Origin of the sequence: Paraburkholderia sp. (assembly GCF_035948235.1) — a bacterium.
Taxonomy (GTDB): domain Bacteria; phylum Pseudomonadota; class Gammaproteobacteria; order Burkholderiales; family Burkholderiaceae; genus Paraburkholderia.
In genome coordinates, this window is sequence record NZ_DASZJJ010000310.1 from 1 (window position 1) to 21,718 (window position 21,718).

Annotated in this window: 23 protein-coding genes; 15 read left to right on the plus strand and 8 right to left on the minus strand. The window is 65.0% G+C overall.

Annotated features, from left to right (window positions below; genetic code table 11):
- Nucleotides 1-191 precede the first annotated feature (191 nt).
- The 9 genes from VG320_RS27555 (at nucleotide 192) to VG320_RS27595 (ending at nucleotide 9,317) form a co-directional block, all read left to right on the plus strand.
- Entirely contained in the window at nucleotides 192-800 is a 609-nt protein-coding gene (locus VG320_RS27555) for a hypothetical protein (RefSeq protein ID WP_327203239.1), read from the plus strand.
- Between the two features lie 119 nt (nucleotides 801-919).
- The gene (locus VG320_RS27560; RefSeq protein WP_327203240.1) at nucleotides 920-1,432 is read left to right on the plus strand and encodes a hypothetical protein; all 513 of its coding nucleotides are present in this window, start codon (nucleotides 920-922) and stop codon (nucleotides 1,430-1,432) included.
- Entirely contained in the window at nucleotides 1,429-2,040 is a 612-nt protein-coding gene (locus VG320_RS27565; RefSeq protein WP_327203241.1) for a hypothetical protein, read from the plus strand. Before VG320_RS27560 ends, VG320_RS27565 begins: the two co-directional genes overlap by 4 nt.
- A 27-nt stretch (nucleotides 2,041-2,067) precedes the next feature.
- Nucleotides 2,068-3,651 (plus strand): hypothetical protein, encoded by a 1,584-nt coding sequence (locus VG320_RS27570; RefSeq protein ID WP_327203242.1) that lies wholly within the window; start codon nucleotides 2,068-2,070, stop codon nucleotides 3,649-3,651.
- A gap of 93 nt (nucleotides 3,652-3,744) precedes the next feature.
- Nucleotides 3,745-4,464 carry a C39 family peptidase gene (locus VG320_RS27575; protein ID WP_414696135.1) on the plus strand — a complete coding sequence of 240 codons (720 nt, stop codon included), beginning with the start codon at nucleotides 3,745-3,747 and terminating at the stop codon, nucleotides 4,462-4,464.
- Between the two features lie 14 nt (nucleotides 4,465-4,478).
- Nucleotides 4,479-5,345, plus strand: a complete 867-nt coding sequence (locus VG320_RS27580; RefSeq protein ID WP_327203243.1) for a peptidase C39 — start codon at nucleotides 4,479-4,481, stop codon at nucleotides 5,343-5,345.
- Nucleotides 5,346-5,537: 192 nt separating this feature from the next.
- Nucleotides 5,538-7,031, plus strand: a complete 1,494-nt coding sequence (locus VG320_RS27585; RefSeq protein ID WP_327203244.1) for a hypothetical protein — start codon at nucleotides 5,538-5,540, stop codon at nucleotides 7,029-7,031.
- A gap of 242 nt (nucleotides 7,032-7,273) precedes the next feature.
- Nucleotides 7,274-8,677: a sigma-54 dependent transcriptional regulator gene (locus VG320_RS27590; protein WP_414696136.1), complete on the plus strand. Its 1,404-nt coding sequence runs from the start codon at nucleotides 7,274-7,276 to the stop codon at nucleotides 8,675-8,677.
- A gap of 142 nt (nucleotides 8,678-8,819) precedes the next feature.
- On the plus strand, nucleotides 8,820-9,317 hold the full coding sequence (locus VG320_RS27595; protein ID WP_327203246.1) for a dihydrofolate reductase: 498 nt from the start codon (nucleotides 8,820-8,822) through the stop codon (nucleotides 9,315-9,317).
- Between the two features lie 93 nt (nucleotides 9,318-9,410).
- On the opposite strand, the gene pmbA is transcribed toward VG320_RS27595, so the two are convergent.
- Nucleotides 9,411-10,781, minus strand: coding sequence for a metalloprotease PmbA (gene pmbA, locus VG320_RS27600; RefSeq protein WP_327203247.1), 1,371 nt, complete (start codon nucleotides 10,779-10,781; stop codon nucleotides 9,411-9,413).
- 267 nt (nucleotides 10,782-11,048) lie between these two features.
- Between pmbA and yjgA the strand changes: the two genes are divergently transcribed.
- Both yjgA and mog read left to right on the plus strand, forming a co-directional pair.
- The gene (gene yjgA / locus VG320_RS27605; RefSeq protein ID WP_327203248.1) at nucleotides 11,049-11,660 is read left to right on the plus strand and encodes a ribosome biogenesis factor YjgA; all 612 of its coding nucleotides are present in this window, start codon (nucleotides 11,049-11,051) and stop codon (nucleotides 11,658-11,660) included.
- A complete protein-coding gene (gene mog / locus VG320_RS27610) occupies nucleotides 11,647-12,270 on the plus strand; it encodes a molybdopterin adenylyltransferase (RefSeq protein WP_327203249.1) in 624 nt (207 codons plus the stop codon). Before yjgA ends, mog begins: the two co-directional genes overlap by 14 nt.
- 71 nt (nucleotides 12,271-12,341) lie before the next feature.
- Here the strand turns inward: mog and orn are convergent, their stop codons facing one another.
- The gene (gene orn / locus VG320_RS27615) at nucleotides 12,342-12,986 is read right to left on the minus strand and encodes an oligoribonuclease (RefSeq protein ID WP_327203250.1); all 645 of its coding nucleotides are present in this window, start codon (nucleotides 12,984-12,986) and stop codon (nucleotides 12,342-12,344) included.
- A gap of 151 nt (nucleotides 12,987-13,137) precedes the next feature.
- Here orn and VG320_RS27620 point away from each other — a divergent pair, with 151 nt between their 5' ends.
- The 3 genes from VG320_RS27620 to VG320_RS27630 are packed head-to-tail and all read left to right on the plus strand — an operon-like array spanning nucleotide 13,138 to nucleotide 15,725.
- Nucleotides 13,138-14,400: a M48 family metallopeptidase gene (locus VG320_RS27620; RefSeq protein WP_327203274.1), complete on the plus strand. Its 1,263-nt coding sequence runs from the start codon at nucleotides 13,138-13,140 to the stop codon at nucleotides 14,398-14,400.
- Nucleotides 14,397-15,380 carry a ribosome small subunit-dependent GTPase A gene (rsgA, locus tag VG320_RS27625; protein WP_327203251.1) on the plus strand — a complete coding sequence of 328 codons (984 nt, stop codon included), beginning with the start codon at nucleotides 14,397-14,399 and terminating at the stop codon, nucleotides 15,378-15,380. The genes VG320_RS27620 and rsgA overlap by 4 nt, the downstream gene beginning before the upstream one ends.
- A 21-nt stretch (nucleotides 15,381-15,401) precedes the next feature.
- Nucleotides 15,402-15,725, plus strand: a complete 324-nt coding sequence (locus VG320_RS27630) for a DUF2007 domain-containing protein (RefSeq protein WP_327203252.1) — start codon at nucleotides 15,402-15,404, stop codon at nucleotides 15,723-15,725.
- A gap of 81 nt (nucleotides 15,726-15,806) precedes the next feature.
- On the opposite strand, the gene VG320_RS27635 is transcribed toward VG320_RS27630, so the two are convergent.
- The 6 genes from VG320_RS27635 to rpsP form a co-directional block, all read right to left on the minus strand.
- Complete coding sequence (locus VG320_RS27635) at nucleotides 15,807-16,745, minus strand: CobD/CbiB family protein (protein WP_327203253.1); 939 nt, start codon at nucleotides 16,743-16,745, stop codon at nucleotides 15,807-15,809.
- Between the two features lie 156 nt (nucleotides 16,746-16,901).
- Entirely contained in the window at nucleotides 16,902-17,597 is a 696-nt protein-coding gene (locus tag VG320_RS27640) for a CoA pyrophosphatase (RefSeq protein WP_327203254.1), read from the minus strand.
- Between the two features lie 86 nt (nucleotides 17,598-17,683).
- On the minus strand, nucleotides 17,684-18,082 hold the full coding sequence (gene rplS / locus VG320_RS27645) for a 50S ribosomal protein L19 (protein WP_103707565.1): 399 nt from the start codon (nucleotides 18,080-18,082) through the stop codon (nucleotides 17,684-17,686).
- Nucleotides 18,083-18,235: 153 nt separating this feature from the next.
- Nucleotides 18,236-19,003 carry a tRNA (guanosine(37)-N1)-methyltransferase TrmD gene (trmD, locus tag VG320_RS27650; protein WP_327203255.1) on the minus strand — a complete coding sequence of 256 codons (768 nt, stop codon included), beginning with the start codon at nucleotides 19,001-19,003 and terminating at the stop codon, nucleotides 18,236-18,238.
- 34 nt (nucleotides 19,004-19,037) lie between these two features.
- A complete protein-coding gene (gene rimM / locus VG320_RS27655; protein WP_327203256.1) occupies nucleotides 19,038-19,784 on the minus strand; it encodes a ribosome maturation factor RimM in 747 nt (248 codons plus the stop codon).
- A gap of 84 nt (nucleotides 19,785-19,868) precedes the next feature.
- Nucleotides 19,869-20,129 (minus strand): 30S ribosomal protein S16, encoded by a 261-nt coding sequence (gene rpsP / locus VG320_RS27660; protein ID WP_027817363.1) that lies wholly within the window; start codon nucleotides 20,127-20,129, stop codon nucleotides 19,869-19,871.
- A 353-nt stretch (nucleotides 20,130-20,482) separates the two neighbouring features.
- On the opposite strand from rpsP, the gene VG320_RS27665 reads away from it, so the two are divergent.
- A complete protein-coding gene (locus VG320_RS27665; protein WP_414696137.1) occupies nucleotides 20,483-21,598 on the plus strand; it encodes a PQQ-dependent sugar dehydrogenase in 1,116 nt (371 codons plus the stop codon).
- Nucleotides 21,599-21,718: the final 120 nt, after the last annotated feature.

The following is a 21,718-nucleotide window of genomic DNA, read 5'->3' on the forward strand; positions in this document are numbered from 1 at the left end:
CGCAAACGTTCTCCGTTGAAACTCCTGAACGATTTCCAGGGGTTTAAAGAGCCCGACGTTTCAGCACTGAAACATTTTCTCGAATATCCGCAATTCAAAGCCCGCAGAAAATATCGGGACCCCCGTCGCATCAACGGTTTGCGGGACATGGCACACGTTTCGCTAAATGTCCTCGCACCAGGAGGCAAGCCATGCGACTCATTCCTTCGAACGTCCAGCACAGCGCAGTCAGTCACGCCACCGCTCTGGCGGCCGTGCTGATCCCCGCTGCGCTCCTCGCGGTCGCCCCGTCGGTGTATGCGCAAACCGCAACGGATGCGGCCAGCGCCTCCTTCGTCGTGGCGAGCGTGAACGCCGATGTCGTTCCTGCAACAACCGCAGTCAGCAGCACCCTGATCACGCCGGCAGTTGATTCCGGCGTCCAGGCCGGCATCGAAGCCGGCATGCAGCCGGCCACGCTGAATCTGGGCACCGCAGCCGCCGTGGACCAAAACGCTGCCAGCAATACGGACAACGGCACGAGCGGCGCAAACCTGAGCGCCGCGCCGCTCGCCGCCGATCCGGGCCAAGCCGGCGACGAACCGGTGATCGCCGGCGTCGGCTCGATCGACGACCAGACGCTCTCGCATCAACGCGGCGGCGCGGTCGGCATGTTGATGGTGGCCGCCACCCCGCAACTGATGCGCGGCGGCAACAACGTGACGCTCTGGGACGAAATCGCCCCGCCCGCGCCACTGCCGATTCCGGTGGATAGCGGACAGGCCGCGCAAGGCAACATCGCCAGCTACACCCGCAAGTGAAACAGATTAACGCAGTCAGACACACGCTGTAATCCAGATACAGGACCCGCGCAGAAGGCGGCGCGGTTCGGGAGCGGCGAACGATAGTCGCCGCCCCGAGGGGCAAGACGGAGACCAACATGAATGTTCGCATTACGACGCCAGGCGTGCGCCGGCGTTGCGCGCAGATCGCAGCAGTCCTAAGCGGTGTGTGTGCAACGGCACTCGCAGCAGGCGTCAGCGCGCAGCAGGTGACGAACCCCGGCGACATCATCGTCGAGCGCGACGTCACGCCACGCAGCGCGTTCGCCAGTGTTCCGAAGAGCCAGGACCCGGTACTCGTGCGCGCCACGACGTTCCCGAAGAACTCCTTCGACCCGGCCATGGCCACGCTCGTCAACGATACGGATCTGACCAACGCCCGCGGCAACTCGGGCGTAAACACCAGCGGCGCAATGGCAGGCGAAGCTGCGGGCGTGCAGGCCATCAACCGCATCCTCGTGGGCAACCCGGCAGGCGGCTCGAACAGCGGCCTGGGCGCCGGCGGCAGCGCGACCGCAATGGGCGGTATCGGCAACACGATTTCCAGCACCGTCACCGGTGCACTGGCGCCGCTGACCAGCGCGCTCGGTTCCATCGGAGGAGTGAAATGATTCGTCGTCCCAAACTTCTGGCCACGCTTGCGCTCGCGACCGCTTCCGTTGCGCTCGCAACCGGCGCCCACGCGCAGGCCACCGTCGGCGCCATCGCCGTGATCGCGCCGAACGCCGCGACCTCGACGACCGGCGCGCTGACCGTGAACGAAGCGGCTGGGCTCGACAACGCACAAGGCAACCAGCTGACCATCGCCACGGGCGGATCAGTCGGCAATCTGAATCTGGATGACCAGAGCACCTCGACCCGCGCACGGCTAGGCAACGCCAGCGCGATCATCGGCTCGGGTGCATTCAACAACACGTCGGGCGCCATGATGATCAATCAGGCGGCAGGCGTGGGCAATATCCAGCGTAACAGTGCGCAGATCGGCACTGGGGCGCTCGGAGTGGCGATGCTCTCGGACGGCGAGCTGTCCGCGGTCACCGCTCAGAACGGCAATAAGGCAAACCAGGCAGGCCAGGCAGGCGGCATTCGTGAGGTACGCATCGACGGTGTGACCTTCAGGAATGCAACGGGCCTCGTGCAGGTGAACCAGACGGCCGGTGCCGGTAATGCAACGGCGAACAGTTTTGTGCTCCGTCCCCCGGCGGGCACTCTTTTCTAACTGACCACTCAAGTATCGGAGCGAAACATGAAGCGCACCCTCATCGCAGCGGCAGTCCTCGCAACGGCAGCCACGTCCTCGTTTGCAGCCTCGAACTCGGCCTATCTGTTCAACTACACGGCAGTGGGCGAACAGGTCGGCATCGAAGGCTGGGTCAGCCTGTATGGTTGCGTCGCCGTCTCCAGCACGGCAGGCGCAGTCATCAACAACTCGCAGACGACGCAAGGCGGCACGCTGCTGCCCCAGGCACAGAGCTATGTCACCGGCAACGTGAAGACCACGTATGACAACAACACGTGGAGCGTGACCGGTACGGGCACCAACAGCGTCTACGCCAACTCGTCGTATGCCACGGCTGACCAGTCGGCTTCGTCGCACTCGCAGTCGCACTCGAGCAGCTCCTCGTCGTCGTCGTCGAAGTCCTCGTCGAGCAGCTCGAACTTCTCGAAGACCCTGAACGCCGGCATCTCGGGTGACTACCACGTCGCCACGGATAGCGGCAGCGCCAGCAACTCGTCGTCCACCAGCGCTTCCAGCAACACGGGCAACGCAGCGGTCGCGACGGCATACAACAGCACGGGGAACAACACGTCGACGAAGTCGCAAAGCGGCAGCGGCAACGCCGCAGTGGAAGTGTCGTGGAACCACAGCGGCAATTCGCACAACGGCATGGCCGGCGGCGCCATCGCGGGCAACGAAGCGACGACGCATACGACGACCAACTCGCATAACAACACGGACAACACGTCCGCAGGCGTGGCCTGGACGGCATCCGACAACAAGAGCACGAGCAGCACGTCGCAGAACGCGAACGCCGCCTACGCCGATGGCACGGGCAGCGCAGCACTGTCGGCCTACGTGAACGGCAGCAGCTCGAAGTCGAGCAGCTCGAGCAAGTCGGCCAGCCGCTCGTCCAGCGAATCGAGCAGCGGCCAGAGCGCAAGCGCTCACTCGTATGCAACGGCGACGGAAGCCAGCAAGTCGTGGGGCTATAACGTGAGCGACTCGCTCACCACGGTCAACGAAACGACGACCGGTTCGGTCACGCAGCACTACGACACGCAAGTCGCCGGCACGCTCAACGCCACCACGGGCAGCGACGCAGCAACGGGTGTCACGGGCAACCTGGGCGTGAACATCGCCGAAGGCATCAACAACGCACAGAGCAACAACGTTGCCCTCGCGTCCGTCGATGTCGGCAATGTGTTCGGTAACGCTCAGATCTTCAACACTCAAGCTTCGGGCGGCACCGCCAACGTGAAAAACTTCAACCTGAATGCGTCGGTGGGTGATGGTTCGCTCGCCAGCGTCTCGGGCAACGTGGGCGTGAACGTGGCATCGGGTATCGGCAACGCGCAGAACAACAGCCTCGCCGGCTCTGTGACGACGTCCAGCAACGCAGGCACCGCCAAGACGACGGCGATGGTTGCGACCGACAACAACGTGCAGGACGCGGCGATGAACGCCACGGGCCAGTTCCAGGGCACGGCTAGCCTCGGCGCCGGCGCACTTGCAGGCGCCAGCGGCAACATCGGCGTGAACATTGCCGGCGGTATCGGCAACCTGCAGCACAACGGCATGGCCATCGCGGCAATCAGCAACGGCCACTAAGCAGTCAGCAAGTCGCTGCAAACAGGGCTGTACCTCGACGCACCGGCCGCCGCCACACGCGGCCGGTGCGTGAACCAGAAGCAGGAGACCACCATGTCCGGGCTCGCATCGTCCCCGGCGTCAAGGATGTGTGCTGTCGCGCTGGCGCTCGTCGCCACCGCGGCTTTCGTGCCTGTCCACGCGCAATCGATGATCGACGCAACGCATCTGGTCGGCGTGCCGATCAAGCTGCCGCTGCACTCGATGCGCGATATCCGGTACAGCAGCATCGTCAGCCAGCAATACGACTACAGCTGCGGCGCCGCCGCGCTCGCTACGCTGCTCAAGTATGGCTACGGCATCGACATCCCCGAACCGGAACTGATCCGCCGGATGATGGTGTACTCCACGCCCGAGGTCGTCGTAAAGAACGGCTTCTCCATGCTCGACATGAAGAAGTTCGTCGAAACGATCGGCCTGCGCGGGCGCGGCTTCCGCGTCAACACCGACGCCCTGTATCACCTGCAGATTCCCGTGCTCGTGCTGATGAACATCGATGGCTACGAGCATTTCGTGATCGTCAAGCACGCCGAGAACGGCCGCGTCTTTATCGCGGACCCCGCGCTCGGTAACCGGATCGTGGCCGAAGACGATTTCGCGAAGACCTGGAATGGACTGGTTTTCGCGGTACTCGGCAGACCGTTTCTGGAGGACTCTCCGCTGTTGCAGAACAACGAGTCGCTCGCGCTGAAGCTGCGCGAGAACGCCCTGCTCAACGGCACCGCCGCGACTCCCTTCTTCGAATACGGCCTCGATAAGGCCGTCATGTTCTGAAGTACACAAGAGTCATGAATCGCAACCTCTCACAGACTGGCATCGCTGCAGGTATCTGCGCGCTCGCCTGCGCTTATTCGAACGGTGCGTACGCCGCCGAGAGCCTCGCCGCCACGCAGCCGCCTTTGCCCCTCGCACCCGCATTTCTTTCCGCAGGCGGCGCCGACGCGCACCCCGTGGAAGTCGAAGCCGTCGACGACGACGTGCTCGCCCATCAGACCGGCAAATACGCCGGCAACGACATGATTTCGGGCATGGTCCTGAACGTCATCTCGCAATGGCAGTTGCCCAACGGTGCCACCGCCACGGCCCAGGGCGCGCTCACGGTCGTGCAAAACACGGCCAACCAGCTGAGCGCCAGCGTACAGACCAGCGCCAAGGTCACCGACCCCGTCGCGGGCGGCACGACCACCGCCAACAGCGGCGCCACGCCGAACACGTCGGCCACGGGCGGACAGAACGTGTCGGTCAACGGCGTCTCGCAGGTCACCCAGGTGGCCGGCAACAACAACGTCGGCTCCAATGCCGCGACCATCGACTACGCCAATAGCAGCGGCGGCAGCAGCAACAGCGCACAGATCGCGAGCCTCGCGAACACGCCGAGCGCATCCGCCTCGAACGCCAACGGCACAGTCCGCGCGGGCATTGCCTTCGGCAATAACGGCATCAGTGTCACGTTGCAGACACCCGCCGGCATAGCGACACAGAACATCATGCCGAGCAACACGGCGCAGGCGGGCTCCATCGCTCAGCTGCTCCAGGTCGCGGGCAATAACCAGCAGGTCGCCAACCAGTTGCAACTCAGCCTGCAGACGCAGCAGATGAGCGCGCAAATGATCCGGCAGGCCGGCGTATTACAGGCTCTGCGCAACATCCGCTGACAACCAACCGCCAATCAACGACAAGCCGTCCACCGCCATGGACGGCCATACACCAGAAGGAGACCGAAGCAGGGGGACCAGTACACGCAGGCCGAGGCCCTGCGTGACGTATCGAGGAGGTGAATCGACGTACGCGGGGTACAGGACCAGGGGGTTCGGTCATGCGTGCGATTTCGATCCGGGGGAAGAAAAATGAACACGATATTGAAGACGGCAGCGCCGCATTTTTCGCTGGCCGCGATTCCAGCAGCAGTCCTGCTTTTCACGCTCGCGCAATCCGCCCACGCGCAGGCGCTGCAAGGCCAGTCGCTTGAAGATCGGGTCAACACGCTCATGCGTGTGGTCGACGAGCAGCAACGCCAGATCCAGTCTCTCGAGCGCCAGGTCACCAACCTGGAAATGTCCGAGCGCGGACGCGGCATGCCGGGCGCCGGTGCGCCCGACGCCGCCGCCGGCACAAGCGTCGCCGAGCAACCCGGCGCGGACGGCTTGCCCGTCCCGCTGCCGCCGCTCGCGCAGGCGCTGCCAGGCGCCACCGCGCCGGGCTCGCTCACGGGCACTGCCACCGGCGTGCCGGTGAACCCGCCCTCGCCTGACGCCGGCCCAAGCGGCGCGGCGACCGGCACCTCCGCCGCGAGCGGCCCGCAACAGGGTGCGCCCGTTGGCGTGAACCCCAACAATCCGAATAACCCGACTGTCGGCGAAACGCAGAAGAACGCCGAGCCCGAGCGCACCCAGGCCGAACAGGCCGTCGTGCAGCGCGAGCACGCACCGCTGTTCGACCACAAGCTCACGCTCGACTGGGGTATCAGCGACACCTACTACGACCGGCGCCAGCTGCAGCTTTCCGGCTTCCTCGCGCTCGATGCGATTTTCCTCGGCAACATCAATCTGGGCGAAACCAAGTCGCACCAGATCATGGCCGATCTGGACACGCGGTACGGCCTGACCGACCGCATGAGCATCGACATCGATGTGCCCTACATCTACCGCCACAGCAGCTTCATTGTGGGCGGCGCGGGCGGCTCGGCCAGTTCGCTGTCCGATTCGTCGGTGAATTCGAATGCGATCGGCGACGTCAACTTCGGGATCTACTATCAGTTCCTGAAGGAAACCAACAACATGCCCGACGTGGTGGGCAGCCTGCGCGTGAAGACGCCGACCGGCACCTCGCCGTTCGGCATCAAGGTGCAGCAGATCTCGCAGGACAACACCAACCTCGTCGCACCCTCCAAGCTGCCCACCGGCACCGGCTTCTGGAACGTCACGGCTGGTCTGTCCGTGCTCAAGACCTATGACCCGGTCGTGCTGTTCGGCAGCTTGTCGTACACCTACAACATCTCGCGCTCGTTCTCCGACATCTCGTCGGTCATCGGGCAGACCGAGCCGGCCGAAGTGAAGCTCGGCGACATCATCCAGTTCGGCGGCGGCGTTGCACTCGCCTTCTCGGACAAGGACTCGGCCAGCATCTCCTACACCATGGCCATCGAGCCGCAATCGAAGACCAAGGCGCCCGGCGGCAGCTGGGCCGGCGTGCCGGGCAGCGAAACGACCGCCTCGGTGCTCAACTTCGGGCTCAATCACGTGGTCAACAAGCACCTGACGATCAACGGCGCTGTCTCGGTGGGCCTCACGCCCGATGCGCCGAACTTCGTCGTCGGCGTGCGGTTCCCCTACACCTTCTGATGAATACGAGGTCAATCGTGCGCGAATCCTCACATCTGAGCGCCAACGTGACGTCGTTCGCCGGGGCGGGCCAGCGGCTCGCCGTGGTGGGACAGTCGCCGCTGGCCGCCTTGCAGGCGGACGCGACGGCCGAAGGTACGTCGGGTACGGCAGGTTCTTCATCGGCGCGCAATCTCGATGCGCCCGGCGCCGCCAAGGCGAGCCAGGCCAGCGACGGCCGGCCGATTGCGGACATCGACCGGATGCTGCTGTACGTCGCGCGCACGCCCGACACGCAGCTTGGCGCGTATCTGAAAAGCCGCGGCTGGGAAGTCGCCACGGCCAAGTCCGCGCACGAAGCGACGCGCCTCGTGAAGCAGGAGCCGACCTGCGCCGGCATCATCGATCTGACCGGCTTCGCCACGCGCGATCTGGCCGGGCTCGAAGCCGTGCTGCGGCTGCAACAAGTGGGCTGGATCGCGCTCACCGATGCGCAGCGCCTGACCGATCCGGAAGTGCGCCGCCTGATCCGCCACTACTGCTTCGACTATGTGCATCTGCCGGTCGCGCCCGCGACGCTCGACTATCTCGTTGGCCACGCCTTCGGCATGGTCACGCTGTGCGATCTCGACGACGCCCCCGCGTCGGCGGCAAGCGCGGACGAAGATGAGATGGTGGGCACCTGCGAGGCGATGCAGCAGCTCTTTCGCACGATCCGCAAGGTGGCCAACACGGATGCGTCGGTGTTCATCTCGGGCGAATCGGGCACGGGCAAGGAGTTGACGGCGCTGGCGATCCACGAACGCTCGCCGCGCCGCAAGGCGCCGTTCGTGCCGATCAACTGCGGCGCGATCCCGCACCATCTTCTGCAATCCGAATTATTCGGCTACGAGCGCGGCGCCTTCACGGGCGCGAACCAGCGCAAGATCGGCCGCGTCGAGGCGGCCAACGGCGGCACGCTGTTCCTCGACGAAATCGGCGATCTGCCGCTGGAAAGCCAGGCGAGCCTGCTGCGCTTTTTGCAGGAAGGCAAGATCGAGCGCCTGGGCGGCCACGAGCAGATTCCCGTCGATGTGCGCATCATCGCGGCCACTCACGTCGATCTCGAAGCGGCGATGCGCGATGGACGTTTCCGCGCGGACCTGTTTCACCGCCTGTGCGTGCTGCGCGTGGACGAGCCGCCGCTGCGCGCGCGCGGCAAGGACATTGAGATCCTCGCGCATCACGTGCTGCACAAGTTCAAGATGGACAGCGCGCGCAAGATCCGCGGCTTCACGCCGGACGCCATCGAGGCCATGTACAACTACAACTGGCCCGGCAACGTGCGCGAACTGATCAACCGCGTGCGCCGCGCCATCGTGATGGCCGAAAGCAAGCTGATCTCGGCGGAGGATCTCGACCTCGGCCAGTTCACCGAGCAGCAGACGGTCACGCTCGCGCAGGCGCGCGAGGCGGCGGAGAAACGCGCGATCGAGGCGGCGCTGCTGCGCCACCGCCATCGCCTGACCGAAGCGGCGGCCGATCTGGGGATCTCGCGGGTGACGCTCTATCGCCTGATGGGTTCACACGGCCTGCGCGACGAAAAGACGATTTTCGGCGGGGATGCGGAAAATCAGTCCGAAAGCGCGGCGCAAAGCGAACCGCATCCAGCGGACCCAGCCGACTAAGCCAGGCGCGACGCCGCGGCCCGACGCTGAAGTCGGCCGTGGCAGCGCCTGGGGTTGATGCGGGTCAAAACGCGCCGTCGGGTAGAATCGATGGGATCGACCTTTCAATTCCATCGCAATTCGACCCTCTCCGACCCACTCGATGACGACGCTCACCCTGATCGTCGCTCGCGCCCAGAACGGCGTGATCGGCCGCGACAACGAGCTGCCCTGGCGGCTGCCCGAAGACCTCGCTTTCTTCAAACGCACCACCATGGGCGCGCCCATCGTGATGGGCCGCAAGACCCACGAATCGATCGGCCGCGCGCTGCCCGGACGGCGCAACATCGTCGTCACGCGCGATGCCGGCAAGCGCTTTCCCGGCTGCGATACGGTCACGAGCCTGGAAGCGGCGCTCGCGCTCGCGGGCGAGGACCAGGCGCCCGAAGCCTTCCTGATCGGCGGCGCGCAGCTTTACGCCGAAGGCATCGCGCTCGCGCAGAAACTGATCGTCACGGAAATCGCCGCCGATTTTGAAGGCGATGCGTTTTTCCCCGCGCCGGACGCGGCAATCTGGCATGAGACGGCACGCGAGACGCTGCACGCGAATGCGCCGAACACCTTCGATTTCGCCTTTGTGACTTACGAACGGCGGGATTAAGGCGCGGCTGCGGCGGCTTTGCCGCCGCTCAAAACAAAACGGCACGCCAAGGCGTGCCGTTCGCATTTCCAGCGGGCGTAACACCCGCGCCGCTTACTGCCCCGCCACCGTCATGCGCTCGATCAGCACCGAGCCCGTCTGACGCGTGCCGCGCGCGAGCGTATCCGCGCCCACCGCGACGATGTGGTGGAACATCTCCTGCAGCGTGGACGCCACCGTGATTTCCTCGACCGGATACTGGATCTTGCCGTTCTCGACCCAGAAGCCCGACGCGCCGCGCGAATAATCGCCCGTCACGAAGTTCACGCCCTGCCCCATCAGCTCGGTCAGCAGCAAGCCCGTGCCCAGCTTCTTGAGCATCGCTTCGAAGTCGTCTTCGGGCCGCGTGAGCGAGCTTTCCAGGCGCAGGTTGTGCGAGCCGCCCGCGTTGCCGGTCGTCTGCATGCCGAGCTTGCGCGCCGAGTACGACGACAGAAAATAGCCCTGCACCACACCGTCCTTGACCACTTCGCGACGTTGCGTGTGCACGCCTTCTTCGTCGAACGGCGCGCTGCCCGCCGCACGCGGCACGTGCGGATCTTCGACGATCTGGATGTGCGGCGCGAACACCGGCTTGCCCAGGCTATCGACCAGGAACGACGTCTTGCGATACAGCGCGCCGCCGCTCGTGGCCTGCACGAACGCGCCGAGGATCCCGGCCGCCAGTGGCGCTTCGAACAGGACCGGCACCTTGCGCGTATCGAGTCCGCGCGCGTTCAGGCGCGACAGCGCGCGTTCGGCGGCGTAGCGGCCTACGGCTTCGGGCGAGGCCAGTTCGTCCGCGTTGCGCCGCGAGGTGTACCAGTCGTCGCGCTGCATGCTGCGCCCGCTGCCCGCGATGGGCGCGCAGGCGACGTAATGACGCGAATACGGATAGCCGTGCATGAAGCCGCTGGAGGTGGCCAGCACGAACTGCGAGTGCTGCGCGGACACGCTCGCGCCTTCGGAGTTGGTCACGCGGCGGTCGGTGGCGAACGCGGCGTCTTCGGCGCGGCGCGCGATTTCGACGGCTTCGTCGGCCGTGACGCTCCACGGATGGTAGAGATCGAGGTCGCGCGGCGCGGTTTCCAGCAGCTCGCGCTCGGCGAGTCCCGCGCAGTCGTCGTCGGCGGTGAAGCGCGCGATGTTGTAGGCGGCCGCCACGGTGTCCTTGAGCGCCTGCGCGGAAAAGTCCGAGGTGCTCGCGTTGCCGCGCTTGTTGCCGATGTAGACGGTCACGCCGACCATCTTGTCGCGGTTGTGCTCGATGGTTTCGACTTCACCGCGCCGCACTGACACCGAAAGACCATCGCCTTCGGAGATCTCGGTCGCGGCGTCGCTCGCGCCGAGCGCCTTCGCGTGGCGGAGGATGTCCGACGCGATCTCCTTCAGTTCGTCCTGGGTGTGCGGAAAAAAACGCTGCCGGGCTTCGATGTCTGCTGCCATTGTCGTTACGGTCCGGTATTGGGCCGGTGCGGCCCGCTTGTCGTGTGTCGGAGGTGTCGCGTGATGCGTCGCGCGCGTGCCCGCTTTGCTGATGCCACTGCGTACACGTAGCGCCGTTACGTCAGACGCGTTTCGCGATCATAGCAAGGACTGCGCGCGCACACCGAGGCCAGGCGTGTCGCAACGCCGCATCGCGCACGCGCTCCGGGAACGCGGCCGCGGCCATCGAGTCCGATCGGCTCGCGCGCGCACGTTACAATATGCGTCATGAAACGCAAAACCCGCATTCAACCCATGAACGACGCTGTCGCCGAAGTCGACGACAACGGTTACGATCGCCCGAGCAAATCGCAGCTCAAGCGCGAGATGGAAGCCCTGCAAGTGCTGGGCGTGACGCTCGTCGAGCTGCCCAAGGACGCCCTCAAGCGCATGCCGATGACGGAAGACCTCTCGGACGCCGTCCACGAGGCCCGCCGCATCACCGACCACGAAGGCCGTCGCCGCCAGCTCCAGTATGTGGGCCGCATGATGCGCGGCCTCACCGAAACCGAAGTCGCCGCGCTGCGCAAGGCGATGGAGGAGCATAAGGGCGTGAACAAGGCCGCTACGGCACGCCTGCACTGGATCGAGCGCACACGCGAAAAGCTGCTGGCCGACGACGAGGCGCTCACCGCCTTTATCCGCGACTATCCGGCCGCCGACCCGCAGGAAGGCCGCACGCTGATCCGCAACGCCCGCCGCGAGCAGCAGCAGGCCAAGCCGCCCAAATACTTCCGCGAGCTGTTCCAGTGGATCAAGGACGTGAGCCGCCAGGGCAACGAGGAAGCGGATGACGCCGACCACGATGCCGGCGAGGACCGCGAAGATGACCAAACCTGAGCGCAGCCACCCTGACGAACTCGTGATCGGCCTCGTGTCGGTCAGCGACCGCGCAACTGCGGGCGTCTACGAGGACAAGGGCATTCCGTCATTGATGGAATGGCTCGGCGCCGTGCTCAAGTCGCCGTGGCGCGCCGAAACGCGCCTGATCCACGACGACGCGGCCACCATTTCGGCGACGCTCACGGCGCTCGTCGACGGTCTGGGCTGCGATCTGGTGCTGACCACGGGCGGCACCGGCCCGGCGCGCCGCGACGTCACGCCCGAGGCGACGCTGGCCGTGGCGACGAAGGAAATGCCAGGTTTCGGCGAGCAGATGCGCCAGATCAGCCTGAATTTCGTGCCGACGGCGATCCTTTCGCGCCAGGTCGCCGTGATCCGCGAAACCGAGGACCACGCGGCGCTCATCATCAACCTGCCCGGCCAGCCCAAGTCGATCAAGGAGACGCTGGAAGGCCTGCGCGACGAGAGCGGCAAGGCGAAGGTGCCCGGCATTTTCGCGGCGGTGCCCTACTGCATCGATCTGATCGGCGGTCCGTATATCGAAACCGATCCGGCCATCGTGGCGGCGTTCCGGCCGAAAAACGCCCAGCGGCCGCCGCGCGCGTAAAGCGCTGAGCCTTTGAGCCAAAAAGCAGAACGGCGCCCAAAGGCGCCGTTTTTCATCGCAAGCGGTGAGTTTTACTTCGCCTCGCCGCCCGCAGCCGCATCCGTCGCACCGCCAACCGGCACCGACGGAATCAGGAAATGCTTGCGGTAGTACTTGAGTTCGTCGATCGACTCGTGGATGTCGGCCAGCGCCGTGTGCATCGCGCGCTTCTGGAAACCCTTGTAAATGGCGGGCTGCCAGCGGCGGCACAGTTCCTTGAGCGTGCTCACGTCGAGATTGCGGTAATGGAAGAAGCGTTCGAGCGTGGGCATCCAGCGCGCCATGAAACGGCGGTCCTGGCAGATCGAGTTGCCGCACATCGGCGACTTGCCGGGCGGCACGTATTGCGCGAGGAAGGCCAGGATCTGCTCGGTAGCGCTTTCTTCGGTGACGGTGGAGGCGCGCACGCGCTCGGTCAGACCCGAGCGGCCGTGCGTGTTGCGGTTCCACTCGTCCATGCGGTCGAGCACCGACTCCGGTTGATGGATCGCCAGCACCGGCCCTTCGATCATCTTGTCGAGCGTCGAGTTGGTCACCACCACGGCGATTTCGATGATGCGATCGTTATCGGGGTCGAGACCCGTCATCTCCATGTCGAGCCAGATCAGGTTCATGTCGGTGCGCTCCATCGCCGGAGTCGCCTGGCCCGCCGGATCGGCAGAAGTGATGTCTGTCATGAATGTCGCCTGAAACGGTAAGAAGGCGGCGCGCATTGGCGACCCTGCGCCGCGTACGCTGTTCGCCGGGATGCCATGAGCGGGCCGCCAAGAACATATAATTGTCGCATAGATACCACGGACCTCCCGGATGCCTACCTTGTCCCCCCCGATGTCCCCAGCGCTGAGCTTCAGCGCGCTTTTCGTGCTCGCCGTCGTGGCGATGGTCGCGACCAAACTGTGGCTGGCCTCGCGTCAGACGCGCTTCGTCGCGGCCCATCGCGATGCGGTGCCTGCGCAGTTCGCGGCCACCATTCCCCTCACGGCACACCAGCGCGCCGCCGACTACACCGTCGCGCGCACGCGCCTGGGCATGGTCGAGATCGTGCTGTCCGCCGTCGTGCTGATCGCGCTGACGCTGCTCGGCGGCGTGCAGGCGCTCGATCTGGGCGTCTCCGACCTGCTCGGACGCGGCTACGTCGGCCAGATCGCGCTGATTGGCGCAGTGCTCGCGGTGAGCGGCATCATCGAATTGCCGCTCGATTACTATCGCCAGTTCGTGGTCGAGGAGCGTTTTGGCTTCAATCGCATGACCAAACGTATCTTTTTCATGGACCGCCTCAAGGGGCTCGTGATCGGCGCGGCGTTCGGCATTCCGCTGCTGTTCGTCGTGCTGTGGCTCATGAAGCAGGCCGGCGGCCTCTGGTGGCTGTGGACGTGGGTGGTCTGGGTCGGCTTCCAGATGCTCGTGCTGGTGCTCTACCCCACCTTCATCGCGCCGCTCTTCAACAAGTTCGAGCCGCTCAAGGACGAAGCGCTGCGCTCGCGCATCGAAGCGCTGATGCAGCGCTGCGGCTTCGCTGCCAAGGGTTTATTCGTGATGGACGGCAGCCGCCGCTCGGCGCACGGCAACGCCTATTTCACGGGCTTTGGCGCGGCCAAGCGCATCGTGTTCTTCGACACGCTGCTCGCGCGCCTCTCGGGCAGCGAGATCGAAGCGGTGCTTGCCCACGAACTCGGCCACTTCAAGCGCCGCCACGTCATCAAGCGCATGGTCGTCACCTTCCTCATCAGCCTCGTGCTGCTCGGGCTACTGGGCTGGCTCACGCAGCGCGTGTGGTTCTACGAGGGCCTCGGCGTGCGTCCGTCGCTGCTCGGCGGCAACGAAGGGCTCGCGCTGGTGCTGTTCTTCCTCGCGGTGCCGGTGTTCCTGTTCTTCATCACGCCGCTGAACAGCCTCAGCTCGCGCAAGCATGAGTTCGAAGCCGATGCCTTCGCCGCCACGCAGACCGACGCGCAGCAGCTCGTCAACGCGCTGGTGAAGCTGTATGAGGACAACGCCTCGACGCTCACGCCCGACCCGCTTTACACCGCGTTCTACTACTCGCATCCGCCGGCTTCGCAGCGGATCGACAAACTGCTCGCGCACGCATGAACCGGCGCGCATCGAAAGCCGCCGGCGGGGCTGCACCCGCTCGCGCCGAAGCTGCGACGCTGCATGGCGTCGTGATCGCCGCGCATGGCCGCCACTACCTCGTCGCGCCGGACGACGGCGGCGCGCCGCTGCAGTGCTTCCCGCGTGGCAAGAAGAGCGAAGTCGCGGTGGGCGACCGCGTCGACTATCAATCGACTTCGGCGGATCAGGGCGTGATCGTCGCGATCGGCGAGCGGCGCAACCTGCTCTATCGCTCCGACCAGTTCAAGTCGAAGCTCTTCGCGGCGAATCTCGACCAGTTGCTGATCGTGCTCGCCACCGAGCCGCACTTCAGCGAGGATCTGCTCGGGCGCGCGCTCGTCGCCGCCGAAGCCAACAATCTGAAGCCCATCATCCTGCTCAACAAGATCGACCTGGAAGCCGTGCTGCCGCTCGCGCGCCAGCGGCTGGAGCGCTATCGGGAGCTGGGCTATACGGTGCTGGAAGTGTCGGAGAAGAAGCATCCGGAAGAGGCGCACGCGATTCTTTCCGCGCATCTTCAGGGCCATCAGACGATCCTGCTGGGGCAATCGGGCATGGGCAAATCGACGCTCGTGAATCTGCTGATCCCCGACGCCGAAGCCGCCACGCGCGAGATCTCCACGGCGCTCAACAGCGGCCGCCATACGACCACGTTCACGCGGCTCTACAAGCTGCCGAAAACGGGCGACGAAGGCAACGAAGGTGGCCAAAGCGGCGGCGCGCTGATCGATTCGCCGGGCTTCCAGGAGTTCGGCCTCTATCACCTCACCGAAGGCACGCTCGAGCGCGCCTTCCCCGAGTTCCGGCCGCTGCTCGCGCATTGCCGCTTCTACAACTGCCATCATCTGCACGAGCCGGGCTGCGCGGTGCTCGAAGCGGTCGAGGACGGCCGCGTCGCGCCCGAGCGTCACGAACTCTACGCGCAACTCGTGCACGAAATCAGCCAGGTCGTGCGCTGACGCGCGCCTTCGCGAAAGCCCATGCTCAAGCTCGTGCGCGCGCCCAATGTGGTCATCGCCCAGCACTGGATGAACATCCTGGCCACGGCGGGCGTGCCCTGCGAGTTGCACAACCGTTATCTGAGCGGCGCGATGGGCGAGATTCCGGCCGAGCAATGCGCGCCCGAAATCTGGCTCGTCGACGATCGCGACGAGACGCTCGCGCGCCGCTTGATCGCCGACGCGACGCAGGGCCCCAAGCCCGGCACGCCTTCATGGCGCTGTCCTCAGTGCGGCGAGACGCTGGAGCCGCAGTTCACCGTCTGCTGGCAATGCGGGCGCGAGCGCGATCCGCGCGACGATTGACTCTCCCGCTGCAAATGCAAACGGCCCGCTCGAAGCGGGCCGTTTTCGTATGCAAAGCGAGCTAGCGGGCGTTCTGGCCGCTCAAACCCACAAGGCGATCGTCAGCATCAGCAGCAGGATCATCCACAGGATCACGGCGCGCCAGACGAGGCCCACGGCCGATTGCAGCGTGCGCGGCGTGCAGTCGTCGCCGACGGTGTAAGGACCGCCGTCGCCCGGCTGCGCCAGCACATCGACGCTCGACTGTTCGGCCAGCGGACCCGAGAGGCGCGCACCCAGCGCGCCGCTGCCGGCGGCCAGCAGCACGCCCTCGTTGGTATCGGGCCACTGGTTGGCGTGATTGCGCCAGGCGTAGATCGCATCCTCGAAATTGCCGACGATGGCGAAACCCAGCGAGGTGAGACGCGCCGGAATCCAGTCGATCACGAAGAATACGTGCTGCGAGAAGTTCGAGAAGGCTTCGGTGCGGTCTTCGGCGGGACGCGCCCACTCGCGCGCGAGGTATTCCGACAGGCGATACAGCACCGCGCCGGCCGGCCCGATCGGCACGAGAAACCAGAAGAACACGCCGAACACATGACGATGCGAGGCCACCACGGCATGAATGAGCGTGTGGCGCACGATCTCGCTCACGGGCATGTCCACGGCGTCGATGCCGGTCCATTCGGTGAGGATTTCACGGGCGCGCGGCACGTCGTCGTTGTTCAGCGCGAGGTGAATATCGGTGAAATAGTGGCTGAACTGGCGAAACCCCAGCGTGAAGTACACCACCACCACGTTCCAGAGGAACGCCAGCACGAAGCTGATGTGATAGAGCACGTAGTAGACCAGCGCCGTGGCCACCGTCCAGGGCAGCACCACCACCAGCCAGGCGATCAGGCCATGCTTCTGCTTGCCCGCGTCGAAGCCGTGCGCGGCCCATTCCGCATTGAGGCGCACCAGCGCCATCACCGGATTATTCGGCGAAAGCGCCCGCACCTGTTCGATGACGAGAGCCAGCAATACGGAGAAGAAGGTCATGCGACGCGCCGTGCAAGTCGGGTTGCAAAAGAGGTTTCAGGGGCTTTCAGAAAATTGTTGCAACGATATCACAGGGCCAGATGTACCTGAGCGTCTGGCGGCAAAGACACAACAGCCATGCAAGTTTGCGTCGCGAATCGGCAAGAAGGTGCCGTCTCAGGCGAGCAGGAAGCGATAGAAGTTGCGCAGCATGCCGGCGGTCGCGCCCCAGATGAAATGCGAGGTGCCGACGGTCCCGGCCTGCAGCCCCTGCTGCGGATAAGGCATGGCGAAAAAACGGCGTTCGCCGCCTTCCCAGCGGAACACGCGGATCTCATGATTCGCGGCGTTCATCAGAAAGCTCAGCGGTACTTCGAAGATGCTGGCCACTTCGAGCGAATCGGCGGCCAGCGAAAACGGCTCGTGAACGAGGCCCACCACCGGCGTCACGCGAAAGCCCGTGCCGGTCAGATACTCGGGCAGCGCGCCCAGGACTTCCACCCGCGCCGGATCGAGATCGATTTCCTCGTGCGCCTCGCGCAGCGCGGCGGCGACCGGCGTGGGATCGGACGGTTCGCGGCTGCCGCCGGGAAAGCTCACCTGCCCCGCGTGGTTGCTGAGGTGGTCGGCGCGCTGTGTGAGCAGCACCGAAAGACCCGACGCGCGAATCACCAGCGGGATCAGCACGGCGGCTTCACGCGGGTCGCGGATGTCAGTGACGCGGGACTCCTGTGGCTCCGGGTCCCAGGGCAGACGTTGTTCGAAGCGCGCGCGCAGGCCATCGGGCGTGAGGAGGCCGGCGGCGACCTTCGGCAGATCGGCGCCAGTCGATTCTATCGGCAGGCTTTCGGGTTCAAATACTGGACGGATCAACGGCTGACTCGGGGTTCGGGCACATCTGAATATTTTGCGGCCAAAAAGAAAAAAGCACCCCGGAGGGTGCTTCTTTCTTACAGCTTTTACGCCTGCTCGGCAGCCGGAGCAGCTGCGCGGTCTTTCGACACCAGCTTTTCCTTGATGCGAGCCTTCTTGCCCGACAGGTTGCGCAGGTAGTAGAGCTTCGCGCGACGCACGTCGCCGCGGCGCTTCACCACGATGCTGGCCAGCAGCGGCGAGTACGTCTGGAACGTACGCTCGACGCCTTCGCCCGACGAGATCTTGCGAACGATGAACGCCGAGTTCAGACCGCGGTTACGCTTTGCGATCACGACGCCTTCGTATGCCTGAACACGCTTACGCGTGCCTTCGACCACGTTCACATTGACGATCACCGTATCGCCAGGAGCGAATTCGGGGATGGTCTTCTCGCCCAGCACGCGCTGGATCTCTTCCTGCTCGAGTTTTGCAATCAGATTCATGGATTGACTCCGTAAGCCATCTTGTCGGCGTTCGTACCCGTTGCTGGAAATTCCGGCAACTACGGCCCCGATAGAGGATGGATTCACAACTGGCACCGTTCACGCATGAAGCGGCGCCGCCTTGGGCGCCTCGCGCCCTGCACGCCCGAAGCCTTACGCTTCGTTCGCGCTTTTCGCGAGACTAGTCAGCCATGCCTCGTCGGCACGGCTCAACATCTTGTTCTTGCGGGCCCGAGCAATCAGATCGGGCCGTTTTTGCCACGTGTTGCGCAGCGCTTCGCGGCGACGCCATAGCTCGATTTCCGCATGATGGCCGCCGAGCAGCACATCGGGCACCCGCACGCCGTCGTATTCCTCCGGCCGCGTGTAATGCGGGCAGTCGAGCAGACCGTCCACGAAACTGTCCTGCACCGCCGAGAGCGCGTCGTTCAACACGCCCGGCAGCAACCGCACCACGGCATCCATCAGCGCCATCGCCGGCAATTCGCCACCCGAGAGCACGAAGTCGCCGAGGCTGACTTCCTCGTCCACGCAACGGTCGACCAGACGCTGGTCGATCGCTTCGTAACGGCCGCACAGGATCACGAAACCGGGTTCCTGCGCGAACTGCACGGCGCGCTCGTGCGTGAGCGGCTTGCCTTGCGGCGACATCAGCAGCACACGCGGTTTAGCGACGCCCTGCTCCGCCTGCGCAGCCTTCGCCGCGCCGATCGCCGCTTCCAGCGGCTTGGCCAGCATGACCATGCCGGGCCCGCCGCCATAAGGACGATCGTCGATGGTGCGGTAGTTGTCGGTCGTGAAATCGCGCGGATTCCACGTACGCAACGTGTAACGCTGCTGCTTGGCCGCCCGGCTGGTGATGCCCCAATCGGTGATCGAACGGAACATCTCGGGGAAGAGCGTAACGACATCGAACTGCATCGCTCTCTCCGTTCAGCGAATCAGCACAGCAGGTTCAGTAATCGGCTTCCCAGTCGACGACGATGCGTTTCGCCGCCAGGTCCACCGTCTTCACAAACACGCCGACGAACGGAATCAACCGCTCGCCGGTGGTGGGCTTGCCGTCCTTGCCCGTTTCCGGGAACTCGATGCGCAACACCGACTGCGCACCGTTGTCGATCAGGTCGGCGACCTTGCCCAGCTCGACGCCCGCCTCATTGGCAACATCGAGACCGATCAGGTCAACCCAGTAATACTCGTCCGCTTCCGGTGCCGGAAAATCGGCACGGCTCACGTAGACGCGCGCGCCGCGCAGCAGCAGCGCAGTGTCACGATCAGCGACGCCACCCAGTTGCCCGACGACAGAATCGCCGTGCACCTTGGCGCTTACGCGGACCGCGGAATGACGTTCGGGCTGTTCGCGGCCCTTGAGGAGCCACCAGCGCTTTGCCGCCAGCAAGGCTTTGCCGCCTTGCGCGTGCGGCGCGATCTTCAGCCCGCCCTTGAGGCCATAGGCTTCGATCACAGCACCGACTTCGATCAGATCGGCCGGCCAGCTTGCCGGCGTTTCAGCGCGCAGGCCTTCGGCCGTAGCCTCTGCCCTGGGCGCGCTTTCGCGCACTGGCGCTTTACGCGCGGACGGCACGAACGCACCGAAGGTCGGTGCGGAACGTGCCGGGCGCCCGCCAGCCTTGCCACTGTCCTGCGGCGTCGCTTCGCCCGTAGCCTTGGCGTCCGCTTTCGCGTCCCTGATTACAGGCATGGACAAACCTCGCAGTCAGCTTGAATTCGCACACGCGGCTTATGAAACCCAGCCTGCGCGCACGGGGTAAAACACGTCAAAGACTTAGGCAGCCGGTTGAGCTGCAGCCTTTTGCGCTTCCTTCACGAGGCGCTCGACAGCCGGCGACATTTGCGCGCCGTTTTCCTGCCAGTACGTCACGCGATCTTGAGCGATGCGCAGCGTTTCACCCTTGGTAGCGACCGGGTTGTAGAAGCCCACGCGCTCGATGAAACGGCCGTCGCGACGGTTACGCGAATCGGTTGCGACGATGTTGTAGAACGGGCGCTTCTTCGAGCCGCCGCGTGCCAGACGGATGATAACCATACTAGAATCCTTGAAAACCGGGGGTTCGGGACTACTGAAACATGCGATTATAGCCCGAAACCAATGGCATAACAAACACTTAACTGAAAACCGCGCAGCTCAACCAGAAAGGCCGCAGCAAAGCGGCAAGGAAGGCGACGATGCAAGGCGATCGAACATCGGCTCAGAGGCGCGGCGTGCGCGCCTGCCGGGTAGCGGCGCAGCGGTTGCTGGCGCGGGCCCGGATGGCCTTCGGGACAATCTTCGGGCGAGGCCGCCACCGGTTTTTCGCGCCGTCAGCGGATACGCCCCTCAATTGCGCGGGGTGTGGCGCCGGCGCATCGCATACAGCGGTCGTGCGCGGCGTGGGGCGGATTGTACGCGACATCGTCGCGGCGCAGGTCGTCGGCGTCGTGTTCGGTGCAACGCTCGCCCACGCCGCGCTGCCCATCGAGCGCATCAAGCTGCCGCCCGGCTTCCATATCGAGATACTTAGCGACGACGTGCCCGCCGCACGCGAAATGGCGCTCTCGCCCAAAGGGATTCTGTACGTGGGCAGCATGGAGGGCAGCGTCTACGCGCTCGAACTGCGCGACGGCAAAGCCATGAAACGCCATGTGGTGGCGAGCGGCCTCAACATGCCAGTCGGCGTGGCGTGGCGCGACGGTGCGCTCTATATATCCGCCGTGTCGTCGATCGTGCGGCTCGACGCCATCGATACGCATCTGGACGATCCTCCCAAACCGGCCGTCGTTACTGACCAGTTGCCCAGCGAGCGCCATCACGGCTGGAAGTTCATCGCCTTCGGTCCGGACGGCAAGCTCTACGTGCCCCAGGGCGCGCCCTGCAACGTCTGCCTGCCCGCGAACGACCCGCAGCGCACGCATTACGCCATGATCGGCCGCATGGACCCCGACGGCTCCCACTACGAGACCATCGCGCGCGGCGTGCGCAACACGGTGGGCTTTGCGTGGCATCCGCAGACGCACGAACTGTGGTTCACGGACAACGGCCGCGACATGCTCGGCGACGATATCCCCGACGACAAGCTCAACCGGCTCGCGCATGTGGGCGAAGACTTCGGCTTTCCTTATTGTCACGGCGGCAATGTGAGCGACCCCGAATACGGCAAGGATCACCCGTGCAGGGGCTTCACACCGCCGGTCGAGAAGCTGGGCGCGCATGTCGCGTCGCTCGGCATGCGTTTCTATACCGGCGCGATGTTCCCGGCGGCGTATCGCAATAGCATCTTTATCGCCGAACATGGCTCGTGGAACCGCAGCCGCAAGGTGGGCTACCGCGTCGTGCGCGTCACGGCCGATGCCAACGGCGCGAACGCGCATCAGGAAGTGTTCGCGCAGGGTTGGCTCAATGCCGACGACACCCAGTGGGGCCGCCCCGCCGACGTGCTGCCGCTGCCGGACGGCTCACTGCTTATCAGCGACGACTACGCGGGCGCGATCTATCGCGTGACTTACGCGCAGCCATAGACGTTGCAGCGGTTCCGGACATAAGGCGCAGCACCTGCTGAAGCGGGAGCGTGGCACGTACAATGGGCCGCGGGCCGAGACAGCCCGCGTGTCGTTTGCTCGTTGATTGACGTATTGCCC